This is a genomic window from Nocardia sichangensis (assembly GCF_047200615.1).
Classification (GTDB): domain Bacteria; phylum Actinomycetota; class Actinomycetes; order Mycobacteriales; family Mycobacteriaceae; genus Nocardia; species Nocardia sichangensis.
In genome coordinates this window covers 38,303-50,500 of the sequence record NZ_JBJZOK010000012.1, presented here as the reverse complement: position 1 = coordinate 50,500, position 12,198 = coordinate 38,303, and the positions used below count along the sequence as shown (strand labels likewise).

Annotated in this window: 11 protein-coding genes and 2 tRNA genes; 2 read left to right on the top strand and 11 right to left on the bottom strand. The window is 67.6% G+C overall.

Annotated features, from left to right (window positions below; genetic code table 11):
• Window positions 1–80: 80 nt before the first annotated feature.
• From ACL03I_RS18405 to ACL03I_RS18390, 4 genes are all read right to left on the bottom strand, one after another.
• The gene (locus tag ACL03I_RS18405; protein WP_355075853.1) at window positions 81–395 is read right to left on the bottom strand and encodes a hypothetical protein; all 315 of its coding nucleotides are present in this window, start codon (window positions 393–395) and stop codon (window positions 81–83) included.
• Window positions 396–532: 137 nt separating this feature from the next.
• Entirely contained in the window at window positions 533–1,165 is a 633-nt protein-coding gene (locus ACL03I_RS18400) for a transglycosylase SLT domain-containing protein (RefSeq protein WP_356968312.1), read from the bottom strand.
• Window positions 1,166–1,683: 518 nt separating this feature from the next.
• Complete coding sequence (locus tag ACL03I_RS18395) at window positions 1,684–1,884, bottom strand: hypothetical protein (protein WP_355075856.1); 201 nt, start codon at window positions 1,882–1,884, stop codon at window positions 1,684–1,686.
• Window positions 1,877–1,949 (bottom strand) — tRNA-Lys (locus ACL03I_RS18390). Before ACL03I_RS18390 ends, ACL03I_RS18395 begins: the two co-directional genes overlap by 8 nt.
• Before the next feature lie 305 nt (window positions 1,950–2,254).
• Between ACL03I_RS18390 and ACL03I_RS18385 the strand changes: the two genes are divergently transcribed.
• Window positions 2,255–3,493 (top strand): L,D-transpeptidase, encoded by a 1,239-nt coding sequence (locus ACL03I_RS18385; RefSeq protein WP_412806540.1) that lies wholly within the window; start codon window positions 2,255–2,257, stop codon window positions 3,491–3,493.
• Between the two features lie 63 nt (window positions 3,494–3,556).
• Here the strand turns inward: ACL03I_RS18385 and ACL03I_RS18380 are convergent, their stop codons facing one another.
• The 3 genes from ACL03I_RS18380 to orn form a co-directional block, all read right to left on the bottom strand.
• Window positions 3,557–3,808 carry a hypothetical protein gene (locus tag ACL03I_RS18380; RefSeq protein ID WP_355075858.1) on the bottom strand — a complete coding sequence of 84 codons (252 nt, stop codon included), beginning with the start codon at window positions 3,806–3,808 and terminating at the stop codon, window positions 3,557–3,559.
• A 600-nt stretch (window positions 3,809–4,408) separates the two neighbouring features.
• A tRNA-His gene (locus ACL03I_RS18375) sits at window positions 4,409–4,484 on the bottom strand.
• 55 nt (window positions 4,485–4,539) lie between these two features.
• A complete protein-coding gene (orn, locus tag ACL03I_RS18370; RefSeq protein ID WP_397279306.1) occupies window positions 4,540–5,178 on the bottom strand; it encodes an oligoribonuclease in 639 nt (212 codons plus the stop codon).
• Window positions 5,179–5,378: 200 nt separating this feature from the next.
• On the opposite strand from orn, the gene ACL03I_RS18365 reads away from it, so the two are divergent.
• Window positions 5,379–7,067 (top strand): helicase HerA-like domain-containing protein, encoded by a 1,689-nt coding sequence (locus ACL03I_RS18365; RefSeq protein WP_412806539.1) that lies wholly within the window; start codon window positions 5,379–5,381, stop codon window positions 7,065–7,067.
• A gap of 9 nt (window positions 7,068–7,076) precedes the next feature.
• Here the strand turns inward: ACL03I_RS18365 and lysA are convergent, their stop codons facing one another.
• The 4 genes from lysA to ACL03I_RS18345 form a co-directional block, all read right to left on the bottom strand.
• Entirely contained in the window at window positions 7,077–8,417 is a 1,341-nt protein-coding gene (gene lysA / locus ACL03I_RS18360) for a diaminopimelate decarboxylase (protein WP_412806538.1), read from the bottom strand.
• A gap of 142 nt (window positions 8,418–8,559) precedes the next feature.
• Entirely contained in the window at window positions 8,560–9,363 is an 804-nt protein-coding gene (gene cmrA / locus ACL03I_RS18355) for a mycolate reductase (RefSeq protein WP_355075865.1), read from the bottom strand.
• Between the two features lie 106 nt (window positions 9,364–9,469).
• Window positions 9,470–11,500, bottom strand: a complete 2,031-nt coding sequence (locus ACL03I_RS18350; RefSeq protein WP_412806537.1) for an FAD-dependent oxidoreductase — start codon at window positions 11,498–11,500, stop codon at window positions 9,470–9,472.
• Window positions 11,497–12,075, bottom strand: a complete 579-nt coding sequence (locus tag ACL03I_RS18345; RefSeq protein WP_355075869.1) for a PadR family transcriptional regulator — start codon at window positions 12,073–12,075, stop codon at window positions 11,497–11,499. Before ACL03I_RS18345 ends, ACL03I_RS18350 begins: the two co-directional genes overlap by 4 nt.
• Window positions 12,076–12,198 lie beyond the last annotated feature (123 nt).

Sequence of the window (12,198 nt, the reverse complement as noted above, 5' to 3'; positions counted from 1 at the left end):
TCGGCGGGTGCATGACGCTAGTCTACGGAAGTCTGTAGTAGACGCAGAAAACGTTGAATCGCAAAGACTTTCGCCGAAACTCAGAACCACGGCGTGATCGGCGGCTTCACCCAGAGCAGTTTCTCGTCGGTGTGCTCGCGCCGGGCAGCGGGATGCCGCGGATGTCGGGCGGCCCAGTCGTCCTTCTCCGTCAGCAGCCGTGCCACCGCGGTCCAGGTCTCGTCGGTGCTCGGCGGATTCGTTCCGGCGGCCCTGGCCAGTTTGCGCCGTACCGGCGCGGGCATCGCGAGCACCTCGGAGCCGGTGATGCCACGGGGCCAGAGGTAACTCGCCAGCCGGCGTGCTTTCTCGGCGCGGCTCTTGGCCGCCGCGTCGTTGTGTGCGTAGTCGGTCACGGCAAGGTCCAAGGGGTCGCGGGTATGTGGACCATTATTGCCGAGCCGCAGATACGCCTGCCCGACCGCGCGGACACGGCCGGAAAGCGCCGCAGCCTCCCCATCCGATGGATGGGGAGGCTGCGTGACGGTGTGGATCAGTACGCGCTGTTGACGTTGTCCATCGAGCCGTAGCGGTGCGCCGCGTAGTTGCAGGCGGCGGCGATGTTGGCGACCGGGTCCCAGATGTCGAAGGGCGTGCCGGCGACGTGGTAGGCGGCGAAGGTGGGGTCGATCACCTGGAGCAGGCCCTTGGACGGGATGCCCATGGCGGCGTTGGAGTCCCACAGGTTGATGGCCTGGGGGTTGCCCGTCGACTCGCGCATGATGTTGCGGTAGATGCCGTTGTAGGTGCCGGGGATGCCGTTCGCCGACATGATGTCGAGCGCCTGGCGGATCCAGCCGTCCAGGTTGTCCGCGTAGACCGGCGGGGCCGGGGCGGGCATCGGGGCCGGGACCGGGGCCGCCTCCGGAGCGGGCGCGGGGGCGGGGGCGGGCGCGGGTGCGGGCATCGGCGCGGGGATCGCCTCGGCCGCCGGTGCGGCGACCGGAGCGGCGGCGGCCTCGGGCTGCTGCTCGGCCACCATGGCGATGCGAGACGGGACGCTGTTGTCGGCAACGGACGCCGCGGAGCAGGCGGCCACGGCGACGACACCCGCGGCGGCGAAGGCGACGGTGACGGTTTCGCGGAGCGAGGGGCGGCGAAGGGTGGAAAGGCGTCTGTCAGGCATTGCGAATCGGTTCCTTGATCGGGGACTTACTCGATCCGGCCGCAGTTGGGCAGCACGGATCCTGCGGCGTACGCTCGTGTGCGTTCGCCGAAACGGCCATGTGCTTTTGTGTGGTTTTGTTGTGGGGGACGCTGATGTCCCCGGAACGCGACGCTTCTGCGTGCGGCACCGGATCGCCCTCGGTGGGCTCGGCCGCTTGTCGCGCGAGACCCGCATCCTCGATGCGGTGAGACGGGCGGAAGTATGGGATTGCGGGTCCGTTGCCGGATTCCGCTCCGCCGATCACGTGGCGGGCAGGGTGCCTGCCGTGTGATCGTTACCGAATCGGTGTCTACAACTCCTCGGGCTGACCAAACTTCAGGTCGCTTTGTGACCTGATTGCAGAATGGTCACGCATGGTTAACGGACGGTGAACTGATCATGAACGGCAGGCGCTGACGATCTTGGAAAGCCCAAGACGCGGTTGTCGAATCGTTATCCAAGCTGGGAGTTTGCCGTTAAACCTCTTGTGCCGTAGGTCACAGAAATTTTCGGGCGCACAGGTGGATTTCGCGGCGATCGCGGGCGTATAGCTGTCCGAATTGAGACCACTGGTGCAACTGGGAAAAACTCCAGGTCACGGTGATGTCACGGAAATCGGGGCCATCGGGGAGACGAAAAAAACCGTGCCCTTGCCAGCCGATGACTGACAAGGGCACGGTTTGCGTGTTGTGCGCCATCAGGGACTCGAACCCCGAACCCGCTGATTAAGAGTCAGCTGCTCTGCCAATTGAGCTAATGGCGCTTGCTCCGTGTTCCGGTGCGGGACAAACCTTAACAGGCCGGGGCCGCAGAAGTGAAATCGTGTCCTGACCGGCGCGGATGTGATGCTCTCCGCCGCCGTAACGCGTGGGTTCGCCGCGGTGATCTAGTGGTGGTAACGCTGCAGTGACGGACTAGGTGTTCACATTGGCCAGGACGTGACGCACTGGCAGAATGTCCGATTGTGGTTTCGACCGCCCGCGTACACGGCGGGGTGAGCGGCGTGGCGGTCGGTATCCGAAGCCCTCGGTGTGTCCTGGAGCGCCGAGACTTTGAAACGGGGTTGAAATGAGTTTTGGTCGAGGTCGGCACGTGCGCAAGCCGACTACGAGGCGGTCGCTACGCACGTTCGCGGGACCGGTGATAGTTGTCGCGGTCGCCGCGCTGGCATTGACCGGATGTTCGGCATCCGACGCCAAGGACGCGGCTCAGGTCGCCATCGACCGCAACCCCATCACAGAACTGATCAAGCCGAAGTTGTTGTCGCCGGTGAAAGATGGCGAGGTAGGGGTATCGCCGGGCGTCCCGTTGGCGCTCAAGGTGGAAGACGGCAAGTTCACCAACGTGAGCTTGGTCAGCCCGCAGGGCAAGGCGGTGGAGGGCAGGCTCGCCGCCGACGGGCGTTCGTGGGAGACCACCGAGGTGCTCGGCTACGGCAAGACCTACCGACTGAAGGCCGACGCGATCGGGCTCGGCGGGGCGAACTCCGCGACGCTGAGTTTCACCACGAGTTCGCCCGGTAACCAGACCAAGCCCTACCTGGTGCCCGGCGAGGCGGAGGTCGTCGGTATCGGACAGCCGGTGGCCGTCCAGTTCGACGAGAACATCCCCGACCGGAAGGCCGCGCAGGATGCGATCAAGATCACCACGGAGCCGCCGGTGGAGGGCGCGTTCTACTGGGTGAACAACCGCGAGGTGCGCTGGCGGCCGGAGCATTTCTGGGCGCCGGGATCGAAGATCACCGTCGATGTGAACGTCTACGGACGTAATCTCGGCAACGGCCTGTACGGGCAGGACAACATCCACTCGTTCTTCACCATCGGCGACGCGATGGTCTTCACCGCCGACGACAACACCAAGCAGGTGACCGTCGAGTTGAACGGCCAGGTGATCCGCACCATGCCGACCTCGATGGGCAAGGACAGCACCCCCACCGACAACGGGGTCTACATCGTGGCCGACCGCCACGAGAAGATCATCATGGACTCCTCGACCTACGGCGTGGCGGTCAACGCGCCCGACGGGTACAAGACGCCGGTCGACTTCGCGACGCGACTGTCCTACAGCGGCATCTTCTTCCACTCGGCGCCCTGGTCGGTCGGTGCGCAGGGGTACAGCAACACCAGTCACGGCTGCCTGAACCTCAGTCCGGCGAACGCGCAGTGGGTCTTTCAGAACGCCAAGCGCGGTGACATCACGATCGTGAAGAACACCGTGGGCGGCACCCTGTCCGGTGTGGACGGCTTGGGTGACTGGAACATCCCGTGGTCGGTCTGGAAAGCGGGCAACGTCGAAGACAATCGCTGAGCCGAAGCGGAACGCCGAACGGGCCACCGGAGCGATCCGGTGGCCCGTTCGGCGTTCAGGGGGTCACGGCAGCATGTTGCAACCCAACTGGGCGTCGCCCAGGATCGCGATGGCGCTGCCGGTGGCGGCGCACAGCAGCTTGCTGCCCGCCGAACCAGTGCCGGAGGAGCCGGTGGTGGCCAGGCCGCCCGCCGATCCGCTCGACGCCGAGCCGGAGTCGGGCAGCGGGGGAAGTCCGATTCCCGCGACCGCGGTTCCGCTGGATCCGGTGAGGAGAGTGGCGCCGACGAAGGCTGCGATAACCGCGGAACGCATCACGAGGTGTGTCTTTCTGGTCGAACCGGGAAGGCGCCCCAGCGACACCGTCCCACGTGCACCGCAGTCTACGGACGCGTGGCGGATTCTGGAGTGGTTTCGTTTCACATCGCGGCGAGTGCCTGCGGCAAAAGGTCTGGGGCGCAGTGAAAGAGCCTTGCGCGGAGTGTCAGCCGCGCCCGATCGAGCCGACTCGGCTCTCGGTGGGGACGTGGGCCGGTTTCCTCGATCGGCGGCGCGAAGCGATGCCCGCGACGAACGCGTCAGGACCCGGCCGGTGCGGCGAGGCGGGTCATGCGGGCGCTCGGCCTCTGCGGAAGATGATTTCCATAGGCGCCGAGACCTTCGGTGGTCGGCCGTGGCAGGAGGGCGCGCTCAGGCATGAAATGGCACGCCGCATCGTGACGCATTTCGCATGTGGACCCATTCGAGTGCAGGCGCTTGCCGATGGCTTGGGGTCTTCGGGACATGATCGCCGCCTCGGAGAGATACGGACGGCTATTTCACGTCGCGCGCCGATGCGGGGAATGAACAGAGTAGAGAAAGCGCCAGCCGTAGTGTGCGAACCGCCTCAGAGGACGGTTCGCACACCGCGACACCTGGGGTGAGCGACGGGACTCGAACCCGCGACAGCCAGGATCACAACCTGGTGCTCTACCAACTGAACTACGCTCACCATCGCCGGTGAAGAACCAGCGGGCTAGATATTAGCGTGTCTACCCGCCCACTCCCTAATCGTTATCTGGCGAGCCGTTGACCTGCGCCGATTCGGTCCGCTGTTCGGCGGTCTCGGAGACCTCGGCGGCGACGGCGGCGATTTCGGTGGTGGAGGGACCGGGCGGCGCGACGAACGCGGTCCGCCGGTAGTACTCCAGTTCCCGGATGGACTCCTGGATGTCGGCCAGTGCGCGATGGCTCAGGCCCTTCTCCGGCTGGCCGAAGTAGATGCGCGGGTACCAGCGGCGGCACAGCTCCTTGATCGAGCTCACGTCGACCATCCGGTAGTGCAGGTGGGCATCCAGCAGCGGCATGTCCCTGGCGATGAAACCGCGGTCGGTGGCGATCGAGTTGCCTGCCAGCGGCACGGTGCGCGGGGTGGGGATGTACTGGCGGATGTAGTCGAGCACGCGCTGCTCGGCCTCTTCGAGGGTGACGGTGGAGCGACGGACCTCGTCGGTCAGCCCGGAGCGCGCGTGCATCTCGGCGACCACGGCAGGCATCGCGGCCAGCGCGTCGTCGTCGGCGTGGATGACGATGTCCACGCCCTCGCCGAGGATGTTGAGATCGCTGTCGGTCACGAGTGCGGCCACCTCGATCAGCTTGTCGCTGTCCAAGCGCAAGCCGGTCATCTCGCAATCCATCCACACCATGTATTTGTCGGACACCCGTGCAACATTAGCCGGGCGAAGGTCCGGTGCCCGCGATACGGCTCGGCAACCCCGAAGCCGCCGATGCGGACGGGAATCCGACCGGTGGCGATACAGTTTCTTCCAGATCGTCACCCGGAGTTTTCGGTGCGGCAGCAAACATTGAGTGAAGCAGCCCGGTCGAGCCAGGACGGAGACGTGCGATGACCACCCCGCAGGAGAAGGCGGCCGCGGCGCGCAAAGCGGCCGACGAGGCGGCGCGGATCGCGGCGGAGGCGTCCGCCGCCGCGGAGGCCGCGGAACGTGAACTGGCCGAGCAGACAGCGGGTGGAGCCGGTGCTGCCGAAGGAAGAGACGAACCGTCCCCGGGCTCGACCGCCGCACAAGAGATCGCCGCGGGCTACGCGTTCGAGGGCGCTGCGCTGGACCTGGGCACCGTGGTGGTCGACGGGAGGGTGGATTCCGGCGCGCGCGTCCGTATCCCGATGCGGATGATGAACCGGCACGGTCTGGTCGCGGGGGCGACCGGCACGGGGAAGACGAAGACCCTCCAAGGCATCGCGGAGCAACTGTCGAGCGCCGGGGTTCCGGTGGTGCTGGCCGATATCAAAGGCGACCTGTCGGGTTTGGCCGAGCCGGGCCGATCGAGCGAAAGACTCGCCACGCGGATCGCGGAGACCGGCGCCGCGGACTGGGCGGCGACCGGCTTCCCCACCGAGTTCGTGTCGCTGGGCACCACCGGGGCAGGGCTTCCGATCCGCGCCACGATCAGTTCGTTCGGCCCGGTTCTGCTGAGCAAGGTGCTCGGGCTGAACGAGACGCAGGAATCCACCCTCGGACTGATCTTCCACTGGGCCGACCGCAATGGCCTCGCGCTGCTGGACCTGAAGGACCTGCGCGCCGTGATCACTCATCTGACCAGCTCCGAGGGAAAGGATGACCTGAAAGGCATCGGCGGTGTCTCCGCGGCCACCGCGGGCGTGATCCTGCGCGCCTTGGCGAATCTGGAGGCCGACGGCGGCGACACGTTCTTCGGCGAGCCGGAACTCGACCCGGCCGACCTGGTGCGGGTGGTGGACGGAAAAGGGGTGATCACACTCTTCGAGCTGGGTGCCGAGGCGGCGCGGCCGGTGATGTTCTCCACATTCCTGATGTGGGTGCTGGCCGACCTGTTCCAGACCCTGCCGGAGGTCGGCGACGTGGAGCGTCCCGAGCTGGTGTTCATCTTCGACGAGGCGCACCTCCTGTTCTCCGACGCCTCGAAGGCGTTCTTGGATCAGGTGGAGCAGACCGTCAAACTGATCAGGTCCAAGGGAGTGGGCGTGTTCTTCTGCACACAGTTGCCCACCGATATCCCGAACCCGGTGTTGTCCCAGCTCGGCGCGCGCATCCAGCACGCGCTGCGCGCGTTCACCCCGGACGACCAGAAGGCGTTGGCCAAGACCGTCCGCACCTACCCCAGGACCGGTGTATACGACCTGGAGCAGGCGCTGACCTCCCTCGGCACCGGCGAGGCGATCGTGACGGTGCTCTCCGAGCAGGGCGCGCCGACGCCGGTGGCCTGGACCAGGATGCGGCCACCTCGGTCGCTGATGGACACCATCGGCGTGGACGCGATCCGGTCGCGGGCGCTGTCCAGCCCGCTGGCCTCGAAGTACGCCCGGACCATCGACCGGGAATCGGCCTACGAACTGCTGGCCGCCAAGATGGCCGACGCGGCGCGGGAGCCGGAACCGGCACCCGTCCCCGGCCGTAACGTGAACCGCGTGGAAGAGGAGTCCGCCGCCGAGCGGATCATGCGGAATCCCGCGGTCCGCGGCTTCCTGCGCTCGGCCGCCACCGCGGCGGGACGCGAGATCACCCGCAGCCTGTTCGGCACCCGGCGCCGTTGAGCGCGCCGGTCATCCGACCTCGCGGGCGAGCAGGTCCGCCGTCGTCTCCCTGCGGATCAGTTCGCGGGCGCGGCCGTGTCGAACGGCGATGATCGGCGGCCGCCCGACAGTGTTGTAGGACGAGGCAAGGCTGTGATGGTAGGCGCCGGTGCACGGCATCGCGAGCACCTCGCCGGGGCGCAGGTCGGCAGGTAGCCGGACGTCGGCGGCGAGGATGTCGCCCGCCTCGCAGAAGCGACCGGCGACCGTCGCGGTCATCTGCGGACCGCACGGGTGGCGGCTGGCGACCACGACCTCGTAGCGCGCGCCGTAGAGCGCGACGCGCGGGTTGTCGCTCATCCCGCCGTCCACGGTGACGTAGGTGTGCCCGCCTTCGACGTGCTTGATCGAGAGCACTCGGTACAGCGTCACCCCGGCCCTGGCGACGACGGCGCGGCCGGGTTCCAGCGCGAGGACCGGGCGTGGGAAGTGGTGGCGGGCGCAGGCGGCGTCGAGGGCGTCTTCGAGGATGTCGGCGAGTTCGGCGAGATTCATTTCGGCGTCACCGGCGCGATAGGCCACCGCGTGACCGCCGCCGAGATCCAGTTGGGTCAGCACGACGCCGTGGTCTTGCCGCACCTGCGCCATCGCGGCGACCAAGCGCCGTACCGCCTCGCCGTAGTGATCCGGGTTGTAGATCTGCGAGCCCAGATGGCAGTGGAAGCCGACCAGGGTGAGGTTCGGTTGGCGCAGCACACGGTCGATCGCCTCGGCGGCCGAATCGCTGCCGAGGGGGAAGCCGAACTTCTGGTCGTGCACACCGGTGCGCACCGCGGGATGACCGTGGACATCGATGCCGGGGGACAGCCGCAGCAACACCTGCTGTGGCTTCGTGGCCAGGGCGGACAGCAGCGTGATCTCGGTGTGCGAGTCGATCACGATCCGGCCGACCCCGCTGCGCACGGCGGTGGCCAGTTCGTCGAACGACTTTCCGTTGCCGTGCAGGACGATGCGCGCGGGGTCCACACCGGCCGCCAGCGCGACGGCCAGTTCGCCCGCCGAGCACACGTCGACCGAAAGGCCTTCCTGGGTAACCCAATCCAGCACCGACCGGGTCATCAGGGCCTTGCCCGCGTAGATGATCTCGGCCTCGGGAAAAGCTTTGCGATAGGCCCGGCAGCGGGACCGTACCTCCTGCTCGTCCAGGACGTAGGTGGGCGTCCCGTACTGATCGGCGATGTCGGCGAGGGCGACGCCGCCGAGGGTGATCCCGCCGTCGCCGTCGTAGTGCGTGTCCCGCGGCCAGACCGCGGCATCCAGGCGCGAAGGTGATCCCGACCGCAATGACGGGAGGATGTCGAGCAGCGTCACGATGTTCTCCTGGGTCGCCCCCGCTTTCTCGAATTGCGGGGCCGATGCCAGGACTACGCCGGGTGCGGGGCCGGTGGGCCGGTCATTTGCGGATCCTTGACCACCGGGCGTCGCTTCTTGACAGCTCGCTGACGCGGCTGGCTCAGCTGCCGAGTTTCTTGTAGAACGCGCCGGCGATGGGAGCGGTGACCGCGCGCGGGCCGTACTGTCCCGCCACACTCATTCCCTTGCTGATCAGGCCGGGGACAACGCGCATCTTGTTGCGGGCGAGCGCGTCGATGGACACCTTCGCGGTGGCTTCCGAGGAGACCCACATGAAGTCGGGCACCATCCGGTCGACGATGGAGGCGTCGGCGGGATCCGGGGTCTCGGTGCGGACCGGGCCGGGCGCGAGCAGGGTGACGTGCACCCCGGAGCCTTTCAGCTCGCCGCGCAGCGATTCGGAGAAGGTGTTGGCGAACGCCTTGCTCGCGGCGTAGGTGGCGTTGTTCGGGATCGGCATGTTGCCCGCGGCCGAGCCGCTGATCAGGATGCCGCCGCTGCCGCGGGCGAGCATGCCGGGCAACACGGCCAGCGTCAGGTCGTGCACGGCGACGGCGTTGAGTTCCATCTGCGCGCGCTCGTAGGCCGGGTCGAGTTCGGCGATCGCGCCGAAGGTCGCGATGCCCGCGTTGTTGCACAAGACGGCGATCTCGCGGGTCGCCAGTTCTTTCACCAGTACAGCGCGCTGCTCGCGGTCGGCCAGGTCGACCGCGCGCACCTCGGCGGTGATGCCGTGGGCCAGGGTCAGTCGCTGCGCGAGCTCGGTGAGCAGCTCCTCGCGGCGGGCGACCAGGATCAGCGAGTAGCCGCGGGCGGCGAGTTCGGCGGCGAGCGCGGTGCCGATGCCGGAGGAGGCGCCGGTGACGACCGCGCGGTTCTCGGAAGTGGGGGAGGGCAGGCTCACCCGATGCAGCCTAGGCGACGTGACCCGGTGGTCCGCCGCACGATCCCCGGCGGGGTTCCGTGCCGCGGTCACGGCGGCCGGGCGTCCGGGCCCGGCCGCCGCCCGCTCACAGCCGTGCGGCCAGCCGGGTGCCCTGGTCGATGGCTCGTTTGGCGTCCAGCTCGGCGGCCAGTTCGGCGCCGCCGATGAGGTGCGGGCTCATCCCGGCGGCGCGCAGCGGGGCCTCCAGGTCGCGCACGGATTCCTGGCCCGCGCAGACGATGACGTTGTCGACCGGGATCAATTGGGGCCGTTGTCGCTTCTCTCCGAAGCTGATGTGCAGGCCGTTGTCGTCGATGCGCTCATAGTTCACACCGCCGATCTGCTCGACGCCCTTGGCCTTCAGCGCGGCCCGATGCACCCACCCGGAGGTCTTGCCCAGGTCCTTCCCGAACGGAGTGGTCTTGCGTTGCAACAGAACGACTTCGCGCGCCGCCGGAGCCGGCCTGGGCGTAGTGAGCTGCCCGGGAACCTGCTCGTCGTCGGAGGTGACGCCCCACTCCTCCTTCCACTCGTCCAGCTTGAGGGCGGGATGCCCTTCTACGGTGAGGAATTCGCTGACGTCGTAGCCGATGCCGCCCGCGCCGATCACGGCGACGCGCTTGCCGACCGGCTTCTCCTCCCGCACCAGTTCGGCGTAGGACAGCACCATGGGGTGGTCGATACCGGGGATGTCCGGGATCCGCGGCTGTACGCCGGTGGCGAGCACGACCTCGTCGTAGCCGCCCGCGATGAGTTCTGCGGCGCCGACCCGCTTGTTCAGGTGCACCGTGACGCCGGTGAGCTCGAGCATCCGGGTGTAGTACCGGATCGACTCACTGAATTCTTCCTTGCCCGGGATGCGGCGGGCGATGTCGAACTGGCCGCCGATCTTGTCGTCGGCCTCGAACAGGTCGACGCGATGGCCGCGTTCGGCGAGGCTCACCGCCGCCGAGAGCCCGGCCGGGCCCGCGCCGACCACGGCGACGCGCTTGCTGCGGCGGGTCGGCAGCAGTTTCAGCTCGGTCTCGTGCCCGGCGCGCGGATTGAGCAGGCAGGACACCGTCTTGCGCTGGAAGGCGTGATCCAGGCACGCCTGGTTGCACGCGATGCAGGTGTTGATCTCGTCGACGCGATCCTGGGCGGCCTTGTTCACCCACTCCGGATCGGTGAGGAAGGGACGGGCCAGCGAAATCAGCTGCGCGTCACCGCGGGTCAAGATCTCCTCGGCCACCTCGGGCATGTTGATCCGGTTCGACGCGCACACCGGGATGGTCACCCGCGCGGTGATCTTCGCGGTGAATTCGACGAAGGCGGCACGGGGTACCGAGGTGACGATGGTGGGCACCCGCGCTTCGTGCCAGCCGATGTCGGTGTTGAGGATGTTCACCCCGGCGGCTTCGAGTTCCACGGCCAGCGCGACGATCTCGTCGAAGCTCTGTCCCTTCTCCACCAGCTCGGCCATGGACAGCCGGAACACGATGATGAAGTCCGGGCCGACCGCGGCGCGGGTGCGGCGCACGATCTCCACCGCGATCCGGCGCCGGTTCTCCGGGGAGCCGCCCCACGCGTCCGTGCGCTTGTTGGTGCGCGGCGCGAGGAACTGGTTGATGAAATATCCTTCACCGCCCATGATCTCGCAGCCGTCGTAGCCCGCGAACTGGGCCAGCTTCGCGCAGCGGGCGTAGTCGTCGATGGTGCGCTCGACGCCTTTGGCCGACAGCGCGCGCGGCCGGAACGGGTTGATGGGCGCCTTGATGGACGACGCCGACACACTGCCCGGCATGTAGGAGTAGCGACCCGCGTGCAGGATCTGGATGGCGATCTTGCCGCCGTGCTCGTGCACCGCTTTGGTGATCGCGCGGTGCCGGTACGCTTCGGTTTTGTTGGTCAGCTTGGCGCCGAAAGGCAGCAGCCAGCCTGCGCGATTCGGCGCGTAGCCGCCGGTGATGATCAGGCCCGCGCCGCCGCGTGCTCGTTCGGCGAAGTAGGCGGCCAGTTTGTTGGTGTCCCAGGCGCGGTCCTCCAGCCCGGTGTGCATCGAACCCATCACCACGCGATTGCGCAGGGTGGTGAAGCCGAGATCGAGCGGCTCGAACAAATGGGGGAAGGAGCTCATGGGGCAGGTCGCCTTTCTCCGTCCGCGTGCGGGGCTGTCGCGCGCGGGTGTAGTGCTTGCAGAACTTCGTCGCACCATTCGACGAATCCGGCCTCCACGCGGATGCCCGCGCGCAGGACGAGGTACTGGTGCAGGGCCGTCCCGGCGAGCCGCTCGGGAGCGGGGAAGTCGTGTTTCTCGATGTGCCGGTACAGCTCGAGCCGCTGGGCGTGCTGGTCGCGGTGGCGGGCCACCTCCGCGCGCAACGCGGTGATGTCGCCGTACGCGGCGGCGCGGATCTTCACGGCGAGTTCGTTGCGCGGAGTGGCGGAATCGCTCGGTTCGGCGATCCAGCGCGCGAGTTCGGCGCGTCCGGTCTCGCTCACCGAGTAGACCTTCTTGTCCGGCCTGCCCTCCTGGATCACCGTCTCGCCGTCGACCCAGCCGGACTCCTCCATGCGCTTGAGGACGCGATAGATCTGCTGGTGGGTCGCGCTCCAGAAGTAGCCGATGGACTTGTCGAAGCGGCGCGCCAGCTCGTACCCCGAGCCGGCGCGCTCGGTCAGCGATACCAGCAACGCATGCTCGAGTGCCATGCGGTGAGGATAGCCGTGACACTCGGTACTATGCAACTAGGTGCATAAGTACCCTCCGTTTCGTCACGGCCGGACCCGATTTCGGCCCGCCTCGTCACCGTCTCGCGCATTAAGCTGCGCGGC